23 protein-coding genes are annotated in these 18,989 nt (G+C 65.1%); 17 read left to right on the forward strand and 6 right to left on the reverse strand.

Going from position 1 to position 18,989, the window contains the following annotated elements; genetic code table 11:
* Positions 1-8: 8 nt before the first annotated feature.
* The 13 genes from fliP to queE all read left to right on the forward strand — a co-directional run bounded on the left by fliP (position 9) and on the right by queE (position 11,231).
* On the forward strand, positions 9-782 hold the full coding sequence (gene fliP / locus BV95_RS06860; RefSeq protein WP_037449165.1) for a flagellar type III secretion system pore protein FliP: 774 nt from the start codon (positions 9-11) through the stop codon (positions 780-782).
* 117 nt (positions 783-899) lie between these two features.
* The gene (fliQ, locus tag BV95_RS06865; protein ID WP_037449167.1) at positions 900-1,172 is read left to right on the forward strand and encodes a flagellar biosynthesis protein FliQ; all 273 of its coding nucleotides are present in this window, start codon (positions 900-902) and stop codon (positions 1,170-1,172) included.
* The gene (gene fliR, locus BV95_RS06870; protein ID WP_037449169.1) at positions 1,169-1,951 is read left to right on the forward strand and encodes a flagellar biosynthetic protein FliR; all 783 of its coding nucleotides are present in this window, start codon (positions 1,169-1,171) and stop codon (positions 1,949-1,951) included. Before fliQ ends, fliR begins: the two co-directional genes overlap by 4 nt.
* 3 nt (positions 1,952-1,954) lie before the next feature.
* On the forward strand, positions 1,955-3,094 hold the full coding sequence (gene flhB, locus BV95_RS06875; protein ID WP_037449172.1) for a flagellar type III secretion system protein FlhB: 1,140 nt from the start codon (positions 1,955-1,957) through the stop codon (positions 3,092-3,094).
* A 105-nt stretch (positions 3,095-3,199) separates the two neighbouring features.
* A complete protein-coding gene (locus BV95_RS06880; RefSeq protein ID WP_037449175.1) occupies positions 3,200-3,664 on the forward strand; it encodes a ribosome-recycling factor in 465 nt (154 codons plus the stop codon).
* 203 nt (positions 3,665-3,867) lie between these two features.
* On the forward strand, positions 3,868-5,271 hold the full coding sequence (fliD, locus tag BV95_RS06885; protein ID WP_037449178.1) for a flagellar filament capping protein FliD: 1,404 nt from the start codon (positions 3,868-3,870) through the stop codon (positions 5,269-5,271).
* Between the two features lie 20 nt (positions 5,272-5,291).
* The gene (locus BV95_RS06890) at positions 5,292-5,687 is read left to right on the forward strand and encodes a flagellar export chaperone FliS (RefSeq protein WP_037449181.1); all 396 of its coding nucleotides are present in this window, start codon (positions 5,292-5,294) and stop codon (positions 5,685-5,687) included.
* A 122-nt stretch (positions 5,688-5,809) separates the two neighbouring features.
* On the forward strand, positions 5,810-7,000 hold the full coding sequence (locus BV95_RS06895; protein ID WP_037449184.1) for an aspartate aminotransferase family protein: 1,191 nt from the start codon (positions 5,810-5,812) through the stop codon (positions 6,998-7,000).
* 81 nt (positions 7,001-7,081) lie between these two features.
* Positions 7,082-8,011 carry an ornithine carbamoyltransferase gene (gene argF, locus BV95_RS06900; protein WP_037449187.1) on the forward strand — a complete coding sequence of 310 codons (930 nt, stop codon included), beginning with the start codon at positions 7,082-7,084 and terminating at the stop codon, positions 8,009-8,011.
* Positions 8,012-8,263: 252 nt separating this feature from the next.
* Positions 8,264-9,166 (forward strand): Hsp33 family molecular chaperone HslO, encoded by a 903-nt coding sequence (gene hslO / locus BV95_RS06905; RefSeq protein WP_037449286.1) that lies wholly within the window; start codon positions 8,264-8,266, stop codon positions 9,164-9,166.
* Positions 9,167-9,439: 273 nt separating this feature from the next.
* Entirely contained in the window at positions 9,440-9,841 is a 402-nt protein-coding gene (locus tag BV95_RS06910; protein WP_037449189.1) for a DUF3617 domain-containing protein, read from the forward strand.
* A gap of 45 nt (positions 9,842-9,886) precedes the next feature.
* Positions 9,887-10,579, forward strand: a complete 693-nt coding sequence (gene queC, locus BV95_RS06915) for a 7-cyano-7-deazaguanine synthase QueC (RefSeq protein WP_037449192.1) — start codon at positions 9,887-9,889, stop codon at positions 10,577-10,579.
* Positions 10,580-10,583: 4 nt separating this feature from the next.
* Positions 10,584-11,231 (forward strand): 7-carboxy-7-deazaguanine synthase, encoded by a 648-nt coding sequence (queE, locus tag BV95_RS06920; RefSeq protein WP_037449195.1) that lies wholly within the window; start codon positions 10,584-10,586, stop codon positions 11,229-11,231.
* Between the two features lie 163 nt (positions 11,232-11,394).
* Here queE and BV95_RS06925 read toward each other — a convergent pair whose 3' ends face one another.
* The 3 genes from BV95_RS06925 to lipB all read right to left on the reverse strand — a co-directional run bounded on the left by BV95_RS06925 (position 11,395) and on the right by lipB (position 13,253).
* Positions 11,395-12,111, reverse strand: a complete 717-nt coding sequence (locus BV95_RS06925; protein ID WP_156028593.1) for a hypothetical protein — start codon at positions 12,109-12,111, stop codon at positions 11,395-11,397.
* A gap of 70 nt (positions 12,112-12,181) precedes the next feature.
* Positions 12,182-12,487, reverse strand: coding sequence for a hypothetical protein (locus tag BV95_RS06930; RefSeq protein WP_037449197.1), 306 nt, complete (start codon positions 12,485-12,487; stop codon positions 12,182-12,184).
* Between the two features lie 61 nt (positions 12,488-12,548).
* Positions 12,549-13,253: a lipoyl(octanoyl) transferase LipB gene (lipB, locus tag BV95_RS06935; RefSeq protein WP_037449292.1), complete on the reverse strand. Its 705-nt coding sequence runs from the start codon at positions 13,251-13,253 to the stop codon at positions 12,549-12,551.
* A gap of 79 nt (positions 13,254-13,332) precedes the next feature.
* On the opposite strand from lipB, the gene BV95_RS06940 reads away from it, so the two are divergent.
* Positions 13,333-14,121: a DUF7847 domain-containing protein gene (locus BV95_RS06940; protein ID WP_037449200.1), complete on the forward strand. Its 789-nt coding sequence runs from the start codon at positions 13,333-13,335 to the stop codon at positions 14,119-14,121.
* Here BV95_RS06940 and BV95_RS06945 read toward each other — a convergent pair.
* From BV95_RS06945 to BV95_RS06955, 3 genes are read right to left on the reverse strand one after another with little or no spacing between them, the layout of a single operon-like run.
* On the reverse strand, positions 14,103-14,702 hold the full coding sequence (locus BV95_RS06945; RefSeq protein WP_037449203.1) for a GNAT family N-acetyltransferase: 600 nt from the start codon (positions 14,700-14,702) through the stop codon (positions 14,103-14,105). The two genes, BV95_RS06940 and BV95_RS06945, sit on opposite strands and share 19 nt — an antisense overlap.
* Position 14,703: 1 nt before the next feature.
* Entirely contained in the window at positions 14,704-15,555 is an 852-nt protein-coding gene (gene hemF / locus BV95_RS06950) for an oxygen-dependent coproporphyrinogen oxidase (protein ID WP_037449205.1), read from the reverse strand.
* Complete coding sequence (locus BV95_RS06955; protein WP_037449208.1) at positions 15,552-16,022, reverse strand: tRNA (cytidine(34)-2'-O)-methyltransferase; 471 nt, start codon at positions 16,020-16,022, stop codon at positions 15,552-15,554. Before BV95_RS06955 ends, hemF begins: the two co-directional genes overlap by 4 nt.
* Before the next feature lie 192 nt (positions 16,023-16,214).
* On the opposite strand from BV95_RS06955, the gene petA reads away from it, so the two are divergent.
* From petA to BV95_RS06970, 3 genes are read left to right on the forward strand one after another with little or no spacing between them, the layout of a single operon-like run.
* Positions 16,215-16,790 (forward strand): ubiquinol-cytochrome c reductase iron-sulfur subunit, encoded by a 576-nt coding sequence (gene petA / locus BV95_RS06960; protein WP_037449212.1) that lies wholly within the window; start codon positions 16,215-16,217, stop codon positions 16,788-16,790.
* Positions 16,791-16,801: 11 nt separating this feature from the next.
* A complete protein-coding gene (locus BV95_RS06965) occupies positions 16,802-18,121 on the forward strand; it encodes a cytochrome b (RefSeq protein WP_037449214.1) in 1,320 nt (439 codons plus the stop codon).
* A 14-nt stretch (positions 18,122-18,135) separates the two neighbouring features.
* Positions 18,136-18,984, forward strand: coding sequence for a cytochrome c1 (locus BV95_RS06970; RefSeq protein ID WP_013848558.1), 849 nt, complete (start codon positions 18,136-18,138; stop codon positions 18,982-18,984).
* The last annotated feature ends 5 nt before the right edge of the window (positions 18,985-18,989 follow it).

Below are 18,989 nucleotides of genomic sequence, written 5' to 3' on the forward strand. Positions count from 1 at the left end.
TCGCGGGGATGACGAAAGGGGTGGTGGTAGCGCTTCTGCTCGTGGCGCTGTTCATCGCCATGCCCGCCTTCGCTCAGGCCGCGCCTGTCGCACCAGCAGACAATGGCGGTGCGCTGACCCGCGCCATGGGCCAGATTTCCGGCGACGGTCGTTCTCTGTCGCTGTCGCTGCAAATCCTGATCCTCATGAGCCTGCTGACGGTGCTGCCGTCGCTGATCCTCATGATGACCAGCTTCACCCGCATCATCATCGTCCTGTCGTTGCTGCGGCAGGCACTGGGGTTGCAGCAGACGCCGCCCAATCAGGTGCTGGTCGGCCTGTCGCTGTTCCTCTCCCTGTTCGTGATGCGGCCCGCCATCGACCAGATCAATGCGCAGGCCTTCGATCCCTATGGCAAGGGGCAGATTCCGATCGAGGAAGCGGTCGGTCGCTCCGCCAAGGTGCTGCACGGTTTCATGACCAAGCAGACCCGCGAAACCGACCTCAAACTGTTCCAGAATCTGGCCGAGGCGCCCGCCTTCCGCACGCCCGCGGACATTCCCTTCTCGATCCTGCTTCCCGCCTTCGTAACGTCGGAACTGAAGACGGCGTTCCAGATCGGCTTCATGATCTTCCTGCCGTTCCTGATCATCGACCTCGTCGTCGCCTCCACGCTGATGGCGCTGGGCATGATGATGCTGTCCCCCACGATCATCTCCATGCCGTTCAAGCTGTTGCTGTTCGTGCTGGTCGATGGCTGGGCGCTGACCATGGGCAGCCTTGCGGGATCGTTCGCGACATGAGGACCGACTTTCCCCTCCTTCCGTTCGTTTCGAGCGAAGTCGAGAAACGCTCGCCTGTCCTTTCCATCCCGTCTCTCGACTTCGCTCGAGACGAACGGGCGGGGGAGTAATCGGGCGATGGAAAACGCCGATTTCTTCATGGGCCTCGCGCAGCAGGCGTTGTGGATCACGGCGCTGGCGGCAGCGCCGATCTTGGTTCCGGCGCTGGTCGCGGGCGTGCTGATCGGCATGGTTCAGGCGGCGACCTCCATCAACGAACAGACGCTGGCCTTCATCCCCAAGATCATCGTCGTCGGCGCGATGCTGGTGCTGTTCGGCGGCTCCATCATGGTGCTGATCGCTGATTTCACGCGCGAGATTTTCGAGCGCATTCCGGACCTGCTCCAATGATCGCGCCGGGCTTCGCCAATGTCGAAGTCCAATTGTGGATCTGGCTGATCGCCATGATCCGCCCCGGCGCGGCCTTCATCGCCGCCCCGGTCTTCGGCGCGCCCGCCGTGCCGCTGCAATTGCGGCTGATCCTGTCGCTGGCGCTGGGCATGGCGGCGCTCAACAGCGTGCATATCCAGCTGCCCGCCGACGGCGTCGCCAGCTTCCAGGGCGTGATGCTGGTCGCGGGCGAGGTGCTGGCGGGCCTCGCCATCGGCTTTGCGGTGCAGATCGGCTATGCCGCCGCTTTGGTCGCGGGCGAAGCCATCGGCAACACCATGGGCCTCAATTTCGCGGCGATGGTCGATCCCTCCTCCGGTCAGGCGACGCAGGCGGTGGGGCAGTTCCTGTCCATCCTCTCCACCTTCCTGCTGCTCGCTATGGACGGGCATCTGATGCTCGTCAGCTTCGTCGTGCAAAGCTATCAGGCGCTGCCGCCGGGCGGCGCGATGCTCAGCAATGACGCGATCTGGCACCTGATCGAATTTGGCGGCGCGCTGCTGGGCGCGGGGCTGACCATCGCGCTCCCGGTCGGCTTCGCGCTGGTGCTGGTGCAGATCGTCATGGGTATGCTGGCCCGCACCGCGCCTGCACTCAACCTCTTCTCCGTGGGCATGCCGGTGGCGCTGATGGCGGGCCTGATCCTGCTGGCCGTCACCGCGCCGGTCATGGGGGAGGGGATCACCGCCGCGCTCAAGGCCGGGCTGGATCAGGCTCAAACCATCGCGGAAGGGCGCTGACCCATGGCGGAGAGCAATGGCGGCGGCGAAAAGACCGAAAAGCCCACAGCCAAGAAGCTGAAGGACGCCGCGGAAAAGGGCGACATTCTCCAGTCCCGCGACCTTGCCACCGCCCTGGTGGTGATGGCGGGGATAGGCTGGATCGCCGTCACCGGCCCCTCGGTCGTCCGGTCCCTGTCCGACATGCTGACGGAGGCGCTGCGCTTCCGGCGGGAGGATATCGTCAATTTCGCGCCCGCCGACCGCGGTTTCGCGCTGCTTTCGGGCATTGCCCTGCCGGTTGCGGGAATCATGCTGGCGACCCTGCTCGCGGCCATCGCCGGACCGGCGCTGCTCGGTTCACTCGGCTTCCGCCCCGGCGCCTTCGCGCCCAAGGCGTCGAAACTGAACCCCGCCGCCGGGTTGAAGCGCATGTTCGGCATGCAGGGCCTGATCGAACTGGTGAAGTCTATCGCCAAAGTGTTGCTGCTGGGCGCGATCGGCGTGTGGATGATCTGGGACCGGCTGACGGAGATTGTCGGCCTGGGCAAATCGGGCCTGGCCCCCGCCATGGCGGACCTGGGCAATATGTTCATCATGACCTGCCTGGTGATGGCGGGCGGCCTGTTCCTGATCGCGGGCATCGACGTGCCCGCGCAGCTCATGCAGCGTTCGAAACGCCTGTCGATGAGCAAGCAGGAAATCAAGGACGAGCATAAGGAAAGCGAAGGCTCGCCCGAACTGAAGGGTCATATCCGCCGCAAGCAGTTCGAGGTGCTGAGCGGTTCGACCCGCAAGGCGGTGGCCGAGGCGAGCGTGATCATCACCAACCCGACCCATTTCGCCGTCGCCCTGCGCTACAAGCCGGGGCAGGACGCCGCGCCGGTCGTGGTGGCGCGGGGCTGCGACGCCATCGCGGCGGCGATCCGCGACCTGGCCGACCAGAATGGCGTGACGGTGCTGCAATATCCGGAACTGGCCCGCGCCATCTACTTCACCTCGCGGGCGGGGCAGATCGTCAATGAAGGGCTGTACATGGCGGTCGCCACTGTGCTGGCCTTCGTCTTCCGGGTGGAAAACCGCATGGCGAGCGAGATGGACCGGCCGTTCATCACCGTGCCGGACGACCTGCGCTTCGATGCGGAAGGCAGAAAAACCGATTGATTTCAGTTATTTAGTTTCAACCCGAAAATGATTTCAGATACTTAACTAAATTTTAGCGCTTCTTGTCCGTATAATATTCACGGGGACGCATGAACATGGTGCGTCATGAACGACTATTTTTCGCGGAGCGAGATATCGCCGGTTGAACGGAGCGCAACCCGTGCGCCCTCCGCCGTGTCCGCCGTTCAGCCGGTTTCCTCCGCCTCCTCCACGACAGTTCGCCAGGGCGGCGGATCGTCGGCGCAAACCGCGTCGGACGATCAGCCCTCGTCCGAAGGCCGCATCGCCAGCAGCGCCGAATATGCCAGGGTGCATGCCCGCATAGCCGACATATTGGCGGAACTGAGCAGCCAGGGTTCGACCGCGACCGTCGACGGAGCGGCCGAGGAAATCCAGTCCATGCTGCCTGCCCCGCAAGTGCTGGTGCCGTTGCCCCCTGCGTCGAAGGAGGCGGTGGAAAGCACCATCCGCATCGCCAAGCGCATCGCGGAGCGGGCCGCCATCGCCCATGTGGCCCAGGCCAATATCCGGCACGGAGCGGCCGATCAGATCGTAGCCATCGGCGCCTGAGGCGCTTTGACCGATGTGCAGCGTGTTCCTGCGAATGCAGGAACCCAGTCCCGTCGTCTGATCCGGGTTCCTGCCTTCGCAGGAACGCACTTCATAAAATCGCCTGCGTCGCGATCCCGCGTCTCCGCATTTTCCATTCCCCGCGAAAATCATTCCTAAAGGTCTTGGACCTAGGGCCGTTCTGGCATTTGAAAGGACGGCCCATGACTTCGGTGAGCAGCAGCATCTTGACGGCGCTTGGCGCGGGATCGGGCATCGATACCGCCTCGCTCGTCTCCAGCCTGGTCAGCGCGTCCAGAGAACCCAAGCAGACGGCCATCACCAACCGCCAGTCACTGAACAGCGCGCGCATTTCCGCGCTGGCCTCCGCCTCCAGTTCGCTCGATAGCTTTGCCGACGCGCTGAACAGCCTGCTCGCTGGCACCGGCTATTCCGGCACGCCCGCCTCCAACGACGCCAGCATCGCTTCCGTCAGCGCCCTGCCCGGCGGCACGCCGACAGGCCTGCCCGCGCAGATCGTGGTGAACCAGCTTGCGTCGGCGCGGACGCTGGCTTCGGTTCCGGTTGCGGGCGCGACGGCCGCCACGGCGGTGGGCGAGGGGCAGTTGACCCTGACGGTCGGCGGGCAAAGCGCCACCATCACCATCAATTCGACCAACAACAGCTATACCGGCCTCGCGGCCGCCATCAACAATGCGGGCCTTGGCGTCACCGCTTCGGTCATCACCGACACGCAGGGCACGCGGCTGGTGGTGAAGGGTCCGACCGGCGCGGCCAATGATTTTTCGCTGGCCAGCGTGTCGGGGCCCGATCTCGCCAAATTCGCCTGGAGCGGCACCGACAGCGCCACCATGGTCTCCGCCGGTCAGCCCAAGGACGCCATCATCCTGCTCGACGGGGTGGAGCAGCATTATGCCGGCAACAGCATCGACAATGCGATCCCGTTCCTGCGCATCGACCTGAACAAGGCCGCGCCGGGCACCAGCGTCACGCTCGCTACGACGGAGCCGACCACGACGATGCGCGACCTGATGGTCGAATTCGTGGACGCCTACAACACGCTGATGAAGGCGCTGAACACGGCGACCTCGACCGGCACGGACCAGTCCAATGCGGGCGTGCTGAACGGCGAATCCTCGATCCGCGACATGAAGCGGCAATTGTCGCAGATGGTTTCGGCCCAGCTTACCACGACCGGCACCTACAAGACGCTGAACGACCTGGGCGTCAGCACCAATCGCGACGGTACGATTGCGCTGGACACGAAGGCGCTGGACAAGGCGATCGCGGCCGATCCCGCGGCGATCACGCAGATGCTGAACCCCTCGGTCAAGACGGCGACCAATATCGGCCTTGCCGGGCTGATGGACAGCGTGCGCGACAATATCCAGAAGACCGACGGGCCGCTCGCCGCCTCGCAGGGCAAATATAAGGCGCTGGCCGACGACCTCGCCAAGCAGCTTGAGAAGCTGGACACCCAGATGACGGATTATCAGGCGCAGCTCACCAAGGTCTATTCGGCCATGGAAAGCCGCCTGTCCGCCCTCAAGGCGACGCAGAGCTATCTGGAGCAGCAGGTGGCGCTGTGGACCAAAAGCAACGATTGATACAAAAGGGTCAGGAAGACATGTTCTATAATCATGGCGGTTTTGGCGGCGCGGCGGCGCGGCGTTATGCGGCGGTCCACACCGGCAGCCGGATCGAGGGCGCGACGCCCCATGCGCTGGTCAAGCTGCTGTTCGACGAACTGCTGCTGGCGCTGGACGCGACGGCGCTGGCCGAACGCAATGGCGACCGGCTGAAAGTGTCGGACAAGCAGGCGCGGGCCATGTCCATCCTGTTCGCGCTGGAATCCAGCCTGGACTTCGACAAGGGCGGCGACATCGCGACGGGCCTTGCGCAAATCTATCGCGAAGCCCGCCGCCTGCTGCTGGCCAGCGCGAAGGAGCATGACGCCGCCCCGGTCGATCAGGCGCGGGTGATGGTCGGTGAGATCGCGGAGGCGTGGAACCAGATCGGCTGATCGCATGGGGTTGCGCCTTCAAAGGCGCCCCTGTATAGGCAGCGCTCGCAAAGGGCGGCCCGGCGGGGGCCGCCTTTTTGCGTTTCGGACTTTGTTTGCATCAGCCCAGAAAGGGAAGGACCATGTCGATTACGCCGCTCATGCCCGTTTACCCCCGGTGCGATGTACGCCCGGTCCGAGGCGAGGGCTGCTACCTGATCGGGGAGCGCGGCGAGCGCTATCTGGATTTCGCCAGCGGCATCGCGGTCAACCTGCTGGGCCACGGTCATCCGAAACTGGTCAAGGCGATAGCCGATCAGGCCGCGACGCTGATGCACACGTCGAACCTCTACGGCATGCCGCTGGGCGAGAAGTTCGCGCAGCGTCTGGTCGACACGACCTTTGCCGACACGGTCTTCTTCACCAATTCGGGTGCGGAGGCGGTGGAATGCGCGATCAAGACGGCGCGCCGCTACCATTATGCCAATGGGCAGGCGCACCGGCACAAGATCATCAGCTTCGACAACGCCTTTCACGGGCGGACGCTGGGGACGATCTCCGCCACCAGCCAGCCCAAGATGCGCGACGGTTTCGAACCGCTGCTGCCCGGCTTCACGGTGGTGCCGTTCAACGATCTGGAGGCCGCGACGGCCGCCGTCGATGACAACACGGCCGGTTTTCTGGTCGAGACGGTGCAGGGCGAAGGCGGCGTGACGCCCGCGACGCAGGAGTTCCTCTCCGGCTTGCGCAAGCTGTGCGACGATCAGGGCCTGCTGCTGATCCTGGATGAAGTGCAGTGCGGCTATGCCCGCACCGGCACCTTCTTCGCGCATGAACAATATGGCCTGACGCCCGACATCATGGCGGTGGCCAAGGGCATTGGCGCGGGCTTCCCGCTGGGCGCCTGCCTGGCGACCGAGGAAGCGGCCAAGGGCATGGTGTTCGGCACCCATGGGTCCACCTATGGCGGCAATCCGCTGGCCATGGCGGTGGGCATGGCCGTGCTGGACGAAGTGTTGGGCGACGGCTTCCTCGACCATGTGAAGAGCATCGGCGCGCGCCTGCGCGCCGCGCTGGAGCAGCTCATCCCCAATCACGACATGTTCGAGGATGTGCGCGGCATCGGCCTGATGCTTGGCGTGAAGCTGAAGGCTGATTTCGACGCCCGCGAGTTCGTGGCGCATCTGCGCGACAATCACGGCCTGCTGACCGTGTCGGCGGGGCAGAACGTCGTCCGCATCCTGCCGCCGCTGGTGATCGAGGAAAGCCATGTCGCGGAATGCGTCGAGAGGCTTTCTGCCGGTGCGCGGAGCTTTGCGGAGGCTGCGGCCTAACGCCAATCATATCCCCCGTCCGTTCGCTTTGAGCGAAGTCGAAAAGCTCGAAACGAACGGAGGGCGGGAGTGGGGGTTATCATGACCAATCATTTCCTGAATCTGAGTGACGCGGGCGGCGATGCGATCGCCGCCATGATTTCCGACGCCATCGACCGCAAGGCGGCGCGACTTGGGCAGCCCAAGGGCAGGGCCGATGCCGACGCGCCGCTGGCCGGCCACACGCTGGCGATGATCTTCGAGAAGAATTCGACCCGCACCCGCGTTTCGTTCGACATGGCGATCCGCCAGTTGGGCGGCACGTCGCTGATCCTGGACGGCGCGACCAGCCAGTTGGGCCGGGGCGAGACCATCGCCGACACCGCCCGCGTGCTGAGCCGCATGGCCGACGCCATCATGATCCGCACCGACGATCATGCCAAGATCGAGGAAATGGCGCATCACGCGACCGTGCCCGTGATCAACGGCCTGACCGACCTGTCCCATCCCTGCCAGATCGTCGCGGACCTGCTGACGGTGGTGGAACATGGCGTTGCGCTTCCGGGCAGCCAGTGGGCCTGGCTGGGCGACGGCAACAACGTCCTCCATTCCATCGTCGAGGCGGCGGGCCTGATGAAGTTCGGCGTGCGCATCGCCGTGCCGGAGGGCTATGATCCCGATCCGTCCTTCGAAGCCGAAGCGCAGGCGCGCGGCGCGACCATCACCCGCACCCGCGACCCGTGGGCGGCGGTCGCGGGCGCGGACATCGTCGTCACCGACACCTGGATCTCCATGGGCCAGGCCCATGCCGAGGAGAAGCTGGCGGCGATGATGCCCTATCAGGTGACGCCCGAATTGATGGCGCTGGCCAAGCCGACGGCGAAATTCCTCCACTGCCTGCCCGCCCATCGCGGCGAGGAAGTGGTCGAAGCGGTGATCGACGGGCCGCAATCGGTGATCTGGGACGAAGCGGAAAACCGCATCCATGCGCAGAAGTCGGTGCTGCTCTGGGCGCTGGGGCGTCTCGGCTGACCCTAAATCCTCCCTACGCGAAGCGTGGGGAGGGGGACCGTCGGCGTAGCCGATGGTGGAGGGGAAATTCGGAGGTCGCGCCAATTCCCCTCCACCAGCCTTCGGCTGGTCCCCCTCCCCATCTCCCGATGGGAGGATTTGGATGGGTTCGTTCTCCACCCCACATCCCCCGATTTGCAAGCGCGCCAATCGCCCCCCATCTAACCGCCTTTGCATGACCGGCCCGCCTTGGCGCGCCGCACGGAGCCTGATTTGACCCCTTCCAATAGCCTCGACCAAAGCTTGGGCTTCACCATCCCCTCGCGTCATGCGCGGGGGCGGATCGTGCGGCTGGGGCCGGTCCTCGACGATGTCCTCGCCGCCCACGCCTATCCGCCGCAGATCGAACGGCTGCTCGCCTCCGCGCTGGTGCTGGCGGCGTTGCTCGGCTCGACGCTCAAGGATGCGGGCGGGCAGCTCACCCTCCAGGCGCAGACCGAGAATGGCGTCGTCAGCCTGTTGGTCGCCGATTACAAGGGCGGCGAAGTGCGCGGCTATGCCAAGTTCGACGCCGACCGTCTGGCCGAACTCGGCCCCGACCCGACGCTTTTCGGCCTGTTCGGCAAGGGCTATCTCGCCATCACCTTCGACCAGGCGGTGTCGGGCGAGCGCTATCAGGGCATCGTCCCGCTGGAGGGCGAATCGCTGGCCGACGCGGCGGAACATTATTTCTTCCAGTCCGAACAGATCCCCAGCATCATCCAGATCGCGACCCGCCACGATGCGGGCGAGGGTTGCCTGGCGGCGGGCCTGCTGCTCCAGCACCTGCCCGAAGGGGAAGTCGGTCGCGAACGGTTGCATGTCCGTCACGACCATCCGGAATGGGAACATGTCCAGGCGCTGGCCCACACGCTGAAGGATGCGGAACTGACCGACGGCGCCCTGCCGCTGACCGACATCGTCTGGCGGCTGTTTCATGAAGAGGATGAGGTCCGCGTCATCGATCCGACCGCGCTCAGCAAGGGTTGCCGCTGCGACCTTGACCATATCCGCAGCGTCATCAGCCGCTTTCCGGCGGCGGAACGGGCGGAGATGGCCGACGATCAGGGCATCATCGGCGTCGATTGCGCCTTCTGCTCTCGGCTCTTTCCGGTGGCGCTCGACAGTTTCGCATAGGCTGTATCGACATTCAGCCCTGGCGGCCTGCAAATGGTTGAAGCGAGTCACGTGCCTCGCTTCAATCCCCGCGCTTCCGGTGCTCACCTACTTTGAGTACGCTGCGCGCCGGGTCACGGAAAACCACCATTTTCGGCTCGCCATCTTCTGAATGTCGATACAGCCTAGGACGAACCGCCTTATGGTCGTTCGATTCGCTTCCGCTATCAAATTGCCGTAATTGGCGGGCAAGGGGAGGAGCGGATTGACGGACGGTCGGCAGGGGGGATCGATATGACGGCAAGACGGCGCGCCCTTGCGGCGGCCATGGCGATGATGGTGGCGGGTTCCGTCGTTCAGGCGGCGGGCCCTGCGCAGCGCCTGCCCAAGGGGCTGGAAGCGGGGCAATGGGAATTGCGCGAACGGGGCGGGGACGGCGCCGTCCGCAAGCTTTGCATTTCCAATCTCAGCCAGCTTTTGCAAAGCCGCCACGCGGGCAATAGCTGCAAGAGCTTCACCGTCAGCGATGCGGCCAACCGGCTGGTCGTCACCTATGAATGCGGCGCGGCGGGCAATGGCCGGACCGATCTGCGCATCGAAACCTCCCGCCTCGTGCAGATCCAGTCGCAGGGCATCGCCGACGGCGCGCCCTTCGCCTTCGCGCTGGAGGGACGGTGGCTGGGAGCGTGTCATTAACCCGACTCGCTTGCGCTGACGCGTCCGGAGGGGTAGCGGGCGATTATGGTTGCCAATAGCGGAAAATTCGCCGTCGTCCTGCTGTCCGGCGGGCTCGACTCCATGGTCGCGGGCGGGCTGGCGCGGGAGGCCGGATATCGCGTGCTGGCGCTCTCGATCGACTATAATCAGCGCCATCGCCTGGAATTGCGGGCGGCGGGGCGGGTGGCGGCGGCGCTCAACGCGATCTCCCATATCGTATTGCCGCTGGACCTGACGGCGTTCGGCGGGTCTGCGCTGACCGCCGACATCGCGGTTCCCAAGGGAGGCGTCGGTCCCGGCATCCCCGTGACCTATGTGCCCGCGCGCAACACCATCTTCCTGTCGCTGACGCTGGGGCTGGCGGAAGTGGCGGGCGCGAACGACGTGTTCATCGGCGTCAATGCGCTGGATTATTCCGGCTATCCCGATTGCCGCCCGGAATTCATCGACGCCTTCCAGAAAATGGCGGCGCTGGCCACCAAGGCGGGGGTGGAGGGCCACCCGATCCGCATCAACGCCCCGCTCCAGCATATGAGCAAGGCCGATATCGTGCGGGAGGCGCACCGGCTGGGGCTGGACGCCGGGTTGAGCTGGTCCTGCTACGACCCGACGCCCGACGGCAAGCATTGCGGCCAGTGCGATAGCTGCCGCCTGCGTTCCAAGGGTTTCGTGGAAGCGGGCTTGCCCGATCCCACCATCTATGCGGTAAAGCCCTGACGCCATGAGCTATGCCGTCAAGGAAATGTTCCTGACCTTGCAGGGGGAGGGCGTCCACGCCGGACGCCGGGCGGTGTTCCTGCGCTTTGCGGGCTGCAACCTGTGGAGCGGGCGGGAACAGGACCGGGCAACCGCGATCTGCCGCTTCTGCGACACGGATTTCGTCGGGACCGACGGCGACGGCGGCGGCAAGTTCGCGGACGCCGACAGCCTGGCCGAAGCGGCGCTGGCCTTTTGGGGCGAGGGGCCGGAGGGGCGCTATATCGTGCTCACCGGCGGGGAGCCGATGCTCCAGATCGACGATGCGCTGGTCGATGCCCTCCATGCCCGCGGCTTCGCTATCGCGGTCGAGAGCAACGGCACCTTGCCCGCGCATCCGGGGCTGGACTGGGTCTGCATCAGCCCCAAGGCGGGCAGCGAGGTCGTCCAGCGCAGCGGCGATGAACTGAAGCTGGTCTGGCCGCAGCCGGGGCAGGGGCACGGCATCGCCGATGTCGAGGATATGGAAGGCTGGGCGTTCGACCATCTGCTGGTCCAGCCGCTGGACGACCCCGATGCGGCGCGCAACGCGCAGGCGGCGGTCGATCTGGTGCTGGCCAGGCCGCGCTGGCGGCTGAGCCTCCAGTCGCACAAATATCTGGGGTTGCGGTAGACGGTCGGTTCGCGGACCTATCCTATTCCTCCCCATCGAGAGATGGGGAGGGGGACCGGCCGAAGGCTGGTGGAGGGGAAGGGGCACGACCTGCGTATTTCCCCTCCACCACTCGCTACGCGAGCGGTCCCCCTCCCCACGCTGCGCGCAGGGAGGATTTTACTCAGGGCTGCACGCCGATCTTCTGGTTCCACGCAATCTGGCATGCGGGCAGCATCTTACCCTTCTTCCAGCATTTGGGATCGAAGGACGGCAGCGCCAGCGAATAGCTGCGCCCCGGATCCCCGTAAAATTGCTCGCCTGCCAGGATCAGCGACTTCTTGATCGATCCCAGCCCGCTGCGCGCCACTTCGTTGAGCGTCCCGCGCTGGGCGAAGATCGCCTGCCGTCCGACCAGCGCCGCCGCCTGGCAGAAGCCGCGCTGCGCCTGCACCGTCGAATAGCCCGAATAGATGCGTGTGCCATATTGGTCCGACGCCATCTGGCCGGGCTTGCCCTTGCCGACCGTGCGCTGGAAATAGCCGAGCAGCGTGGCCTGCGCCGCGTCCAGTTCGGCGTCATGATGGGCGATCGTGGCGTTATAGTTGCTGATCGACAGCAAAGTCGGTTCGAACTGGCATTGCAGCGCCGCGACGTTGAGCGCGGCGCGCAGGTTCCACACCAGCCCGGCCTTGATCTCTGCAGCGGTCGCGCCGGGCAGGCCCAGCGCGGTCGCCGCTTCCGCATCGGTCAGGGGCGGGGTGGAGAAATCGGGGGGCGACCAGAAGAACTGGGCCGCCGCCGGTTGCGCCGTCAGCGCCGCGCCCATCGCGGCCAGTCCCAGGGCGGCTCGATGCGCGGCGGAACGGCCAGTCGATCGGCCAGTTGAACGGAAAGCCATTGAAACCCCTCTTCGAAACGAGCCCACTATCTGCCAACGGTCTGTATCACGCCTGAACGCGGACGCCAGATTATTGATCCGACAGCACTTCGGTATCGGCTGCGGGCGCATCGGCGGCGGGCTTCCCCTCGCTCTCATTCTTCGCCGCCGCCGGAGCGGCCGCATCGTCGCCGCGATTGGCGGGCAGCGCCATGGCGACCCCCTCGCTCTGCGCGCCGTCCAGGTCGGTCATCGCATCGGTGGCGGTGCCGTCCGCCACTTCCAGATTGTTCATGGGAACGGCGGTGCCGCTTTCCTTCTTGCTGCCGCATCCGGCCAAGGCCAGGCAGCCCGCCGAAACAAACATTGTCACCATCGTCTTGACGTCACGACGCATCCGGGTCTCCTCAAGCGTTCCAGCATGCCCGGTAGCCCCCCACCTGGCGAAAGCCGCGACCCTAGCCGCCTGTCCCGCATTGCTCAACCCCTGGGGACGTCCCGGTCCCGCAGCGTCGCAAACGGCTGATAAAGGCCGGGAAATGCCGGGCCAACGCCGCGTCCAGGTCCGCCATGGACGCTTTTGCGCCCAGCGCGGCGATGCTGGTCACGGGATATTCGGCAATGCCGCACGGCACGATGCCTCCGAAATGGGACAGGTCGGGATCGACGTTGATCGAAAAGCCGTGGAGCGTGACCCAGCGCCGCACCCGGATGCCGAGCGCGCCGATCTTCGCCTCCCGCCCCTGCCGGTCGTCGGTCCAGATGCCGATGCGCCCCTCCGCCCGCCGCGCCGGGATGTCGAGGTCGCCGAGCGCCTCGATCATCCAGCCCTCCAGTTGATGGACGAAATTGCGCACGTCCTTGCCCCGCTCCCGCAGGTCGATGTTGAGATAGCCGGTGCGCTGGCCCGGTCCATGATAGGTATAGCGCCCGCCCCGCCCGGCCGTGTGGACCGGAAAGCGCGGGTCCAGCAGTTCGGCCGGATCGGCGCTGGTTCCCGCCGTATAGAGCGCCGGATGCTCCAGCAGCCAGACCCGTTCCGTCGCCTGCCCTTCGAAGATGGCGGCCGCCCGCGCCTCCATATCCGCCAGCGCGGCGGGATAGTCGACAGGCGCGCTTTCGACGCGCCATTCGACAGCGGGATCAGGGGAGGGGACCGACATGGAGGCTTCCTTGACTTGGGCGGAGCGAGCGATCAAGTCTCCTCCGCGAATTTAAAAGAGTGATGCAGGGCGTAAAGATATGGCGACGATGTCCATCGGCAAGGCTTGGGAGGAGGCGGTCGCCTTCGTCTCTCGCGAAAAGAGCCTGCTGTTTCCTGTCGCCCTGCTGTTCGTGGCGCTGCCGGGCCTGATCCTGCAGGAAATGACGCCGCCGGATCTGGCCAAATGGAATCCGACGGCGACCACCATGCCGCAGGTGTCGGGCAGCTTCTGGGCGGCGATGATGCTGACGGTGATCATCATCTGGTTCGGGTCGCTGACCTTGTTCGCGCTGGCCCTGCGCCCCGGCATCAGCGTGGGCGAAGCGTTGCGGCTCAGCATCGCCAGGCTGCCGGTGCTGCTGGGCACGGCCTTGGTGGTGGCGGGTTTCCTGGCGGGGGCGGTCATCGCCGCGACGCTGGTCGTCACCGCGCTGTCGCTGATCGCCAAGCCGTTGGGGGCGACACTGGCCCTGCTGCTGGGCGCGGGGGTCGTTGGCGTCACCATCTTCGCCAGCGTTCGGCTGCTGCTGCTCAATCCCGTGGTGATCGACGGGACGGAGGGGGTGATGGCGTCGCTGCGCCATGGCTGGGCGCTGACGCGGGGGCATTTTTGGCGGTTGCTGGGATTCGTTCTGGTGCTGACGCTGCTGTCGGCCATCGTCGGGGGCGCGGCCCAGTCCGTGTTCGGCGTCGTCGGCACGCTGGTCGGTGGGCAATCGGGCGGGCGGCTGATCGGCGGAGTGGCCGCCGCCGCCGTCTCGACCGTGGTGCAGGTCTATATGCTGGTGATGCTGGCGCGCCTCTATCGTCAGGCCGAGGCGGGCTGAGCCAGCATAGGCACGTGCGGCGCGGCGTCGGGCGACAATAGACCGGCCAGCCGCGGATCGGCGAAAACCTCCACCTCGCGCTTATAGGGCACGAACCCTGCCTTCCGATAGAAGCCCAGCGCCGCCGGGCTGTCGAGCGTGCAGCTATGCACCCAGAAGCGCGTGACCTGCTTGCGCCAGGCCAGCGTCTTCGCCTGCGCCATCAGCCATTGGCCCAGTCCCTTGCCGGTCAGGCTGGGGATCAGCCCTAAAAAGGCCAGTTCGCAATCGGGCAACGATCGGAAATCCAGTTCCAGCAGCCCCACCTCCACGCCGCGGGGGTCGGTCACGGCATAGACCTCTACCGCGGGATCGTGGATGATCGCCGTCAGCGCGGCATCGTCCATCGCCAGCCGTGAAAACCACAACCACGGCTCCCCCACCCGCCGGAACAGGGCGCGATAGGCGTCGGGCGTCGGCGCCTTCCACGGCACCAGCCGCAGCGGGGCGGGCGGGATAGGCGCGGGCCGGGGCCGTTCCCGCATCTCCAGATGCGTGACGACGGTCGCGATCCGATCGTCCGGAACGGCTGTCAGGCTCATTTCAGCTCCAACTCGCCATCGGCGGCAGGCTCATCAGGATCGCGTCGACATTGCCTCCGGTCTTCAGCCCGAACAGCGTGCCGCGATCATGCACCAGGTTGAATTCGGCATAGCGCCCGCGCCATTCCAGCATCCGGCGATACTCCTCCTGCGACCAGCTTTCCCCCATGCGTCGCCGGACGATGGGTGGGAACGCCTTCAGGAAAGCCTCCCCCACATCCCGCGTGAAGGCGAAATTCGCATCGAAATCGCCCTCCAGATGATCGTAGAAAATCCCGCCCACGCCGCGATGCACGCCGCGATGGGGGATGAAGAAATATTCGTCCGCCCACGCCTTGAACCGGGGATAATGGTCCGCGTCATGCGCGTCGCAGGCGGCCTTCAGCACCTCATGGAAATGCGCCGTGTCCTCTTCGCGGGGCAGCGGCGGATTCAGGTCCGCGCCGCCGCCGAACCAGCGCTTCGACGTCACCAGATAGCGCGTATTCATATGCACGGCGGGCACATGCGGATTGGCCATATGGGCGACTAGGCTGATGCCGGTGGCGAAGAAGCTGGGATCTTCGCTCGCCCCATGAATGGTCCTGGCGAATTCGGGGGAAAAGACGCCCCCCACGGTGGACACGTTGACGCCGACCTTTTCGAAAACCTTGCCCTTCATGACGCCGCGCATGCCGCCGCCGCCTTCTCCCGGCGTCAGGCCCGGCGCTTCGCGGTCCCAGGCGATATAGTCGAAGCGGGCGTCCGACCCCGCCTCCCGCTCGATCGCCTCGAACTCCGCGCAGATGCGGTCGCGAAGCGATTCGAACCAGGTGCGGGCGGCTTGCTGTTGCGGGTCGAGCATCAATGTCATTGCGGGAAACTTCCAGTCTGGCGAAGGGCCTCGGCAACCGCGATGCCCGTGGAAACGGCGATGTTCAAGGATCGAAAGCCCGGCGCCATCGGAATGCGCACGCGCACGTCGGCCAGATCGCGGACCGCGTCTGGCACGCCCGCGCTTTCCGAACCCATCAGCAATATGTCGTCGGCGCGGAATTCGACTTCGGGCAATCGCTGGGACGCATGGCTGCTCATCAGCATCAACCGCTGCCCCTGCGCCCGGCGCTGGGCGTCGAACGCTTCGAAATTGGCATGGCGGGTCACGTCCGCCGACGCGCCGTAATCCATTGCCGCGCGCTTCAGCTTCGCGTCGGAAAAGGCGAATCCCATCGGCATGACGATGTCCACAGGCACGGAAAAGCAGGCCGCAAGGCGCAGAATCGCGCCGACATTGCCGGCGATTTCGGGTTGATAAAGGGCGATACGCATGCCCCGCGCCATAGAACAGCGCGGTTAATTCTCCTAGCCTGTCTAAAAGGCTTGGCAAATGGCGCATCCTACGGTTATCAGGCCTGCAAACCGCGCCAGGGGGAAAGGCGCGCCCATTTCCATGGGCGCTGCGGATCCCTCCAGAACATAGCCATAATGGGCAATGCGGCGGGGCCAGGGACGTTCTTGCAAGGGTTGAGGTGCATGGCGATCGTTGAACATGTGGACAGTGAGGGGACAGCCGTCTCCAGCGGGGGTGACGGCGTGCGTCGCCGGGATTTCATCAACATCGCCGCGGTGAGTTTCGCCGGGGTCGGTGCGGTCGCGGTCGTCGTGCCGCTGGTCGACCAGATGAACCCCAGCGCCGACGTGCTGGCGCTCGCCTCGACAGAGGTGGACCTGTCCGCGATCCAGCCGGGACAGGCGATCAAGACGACCTTCCGGTCGCAGCCGCTTTTCGTCCGGCACCTGACCGAAAAGGAAATAGCCGAGGCCGACAAGGTCGACGCGTCCAGCCTGCGCGATCCGCAGACGCTGGAGGAGCGCACGGTCGACGGCAAGAAGCAGTGGCTGGTCACCATGGGCGTCTGCACCCATCTGGGCTGCGTGCCGCTGGGCGCGGGCGAGGGTGAGAATCGCGGCGAATATGGCGGCTATTTCTGCCCCTGCCACGGGTCTTCCTACGACACCGCGGCCCGCATCCGTAAGGGCCCCGCGCCCAAGAACCTGGAAGTGCCGAAGTTCAGCTTCACTTCCGACACCGCCATTCTCGTGGGTTGAGGGGGACTGTCATGAGCTTTCCATGGGCTGAACATTATACTCCCAAGCATCCTGCGATGCAGTGGATCGACGAGAAGCTGCCTTTGCCGCGCCTCGTCTACAACGCCGTGGGCGCCGGTTATCCGGTGCCGCGCAACCTGAATTATTTCTGGAACTTCGGTGTCCTGGCCGGCCTGGCGCTGATGATCCAGATCGTCACCGGCGTGATCATGGCGATGCATTACGGCGCCAACACGCTGGTCGCCTTCGGCACCGTCGAACAGACGATGCGCGACGTGAATGCGGGCTGGCTGATGCGCTATGCGCATGCCAACGGCGCCAGCTTCTTCTTCATCGTCGTCTATCTGCACATCTTCCGCGGCCTGTTCTTCGGTTCCTACAAGGCGCCGCGCGAAATGGTGTGGCTGCTCGGCCTCGTCATCTTCCTGCTGATGATGGCGACCGCCTTCATGGGCTATGTGCTTCCCTGGGGGCAGATGTCCTATTGGGGCGCGAAGGTGATCACCGGCCTGTTCGGCGCGATCCCCGTGGTGGGCGAACCCATCCAGACCTGGCTGCTGGGCGGTTTCGCTCCCGGTAACGCGTCGCTCAACCGCTTCTTCTCGCTGCACTTCCTGCTGCCTTTCGTGATCGCCGCCGTCGTGATCCTGCACATCTGGGCGCTGCACATTCCGGGTTCCTCGAACCCGACCGGCGTGGAAGTGAAGGGGCCGCAGGACACTGTGCCCTTCCATCCCTATTACACCGCGAAGGACGGCTTCGGGGCGGGCGTGTTCCTGATCCTGTTCGCGATCCTGCTCTTCTATGCGCCCAACTATCTGGGCCACCCGGACAATTATATCGAGGCGAACCCGCTCTCGACGCCTGCGCACATCGTGCCTGAATGGTATTTCTGGCCCTTCTACGCGATCCTGCGCGCCTTCACCGTCGACTTCTTCTTCGTGCCGGCGAAGCTGCTGGGCGTGCTGGCGATGTTCGCATCGATCCTGCTGCTCTTCTTCCTGCCCTGGCTCGACACCTCTCCGGTGCGTTCGGGCAATTACCGCCCGACGTTCAAGAAGTTCTTCTGGATCCTCATCCTCGATGTGCTGATCCTGGGCTATTGCGGCGGCGCGCCGGCGGCAGAGCCCTATGTGATGATCTCCCAGGTTGCGGCGGCTTATTATTTCGCCCACTTCCTGATCATCCTGCCGCTGATCTCGCGCTTCGAAAAGCCGCTGCCGTTGCCCAATTCGATCACGGAGGCGGTTCTTGGCCGCGACGTCATCGAAGGGGAGCGTGAAGCGCTTCCGGGCATGGGCAGCGATCCGCAGCCGTCGCACGCCGGTTAAGGGGGACAAGACCAATGATACGCATCGGCGCATTTCTCGTCGGCCTTTTCTTCGCGGGCTGGCTGCTGATTTCCTTTCTGGTGGGCGCGGTGGCTTTCGTCACCGAGCCGCCGGCCAAGACGGTGGAACATGAATTCCACCGCGATCCCAAGCATGTGTCCTTCTCGTTCGACAGCCCCTTCGGCAAATATGACCAGGCGCAGCTTCAGCGCGGGTTCCAGGTGTTCAAGGAAGTCTGCTCGGCCTGCCACAGCCTGAAGTTCGTCGCCTTCCGCGACCTCAAGGGCATTGGTTATAACGAGGCGGAGATCAAGGCGATCGCCAAGCAGTGGGCGATCAAGACCCCCGACGTCGATCCCAAGACGGGCGAGATGTCGACCCGCGACCCGATCCCGGCGGATTATTTCCCCAAGCCCTTCGCGAACAACGTCGCGGCGGCGGCGGCGAACAACAATGCGATCCCGCCGGATCTGTCGCTGATGACCAAGGCCCGCCACCATGGCAGCGCCTATGTCTATTCGCTGCTGACGGGTTTCCAGGCACAGCCGGCCGAGCTGCTGAAGGAATTCCCGGACGCCAAGACGCCGGCGGGGCTGCACTACAACCCCTATTTCGCCAACCTGAACCTTGCCATGGCGCCGCCGCTGACGGCCGACGGCCAGGTGACCTATGGCGACGGCACCAAGGCGACCGTGGATCAGATGTCGCAGGACGTCGCGGCCTTCCTGACCTGGACCGCCGAACCCAAGCTGGAAAACCGCCGCCGCGCGGGTCTGGCGACGATCTTCTTCCTGCTGATCGCGACCGGCCTGGCTTATATGGCCTACCAGAATATCTGGGCGGACAAGAAAAAGGCCGCCTGATCGCG

This window comes from Sphingobium chlorophenolicum (genome assembly GCF_000722875.1).
Classification (GTDB): Bacteria; Pseudomonadota; Alphaproteobacteria; order Sphingomonadales; family Sphingomonadaceae; genus Sphingobium; species Sphingobium chlorophenolicum.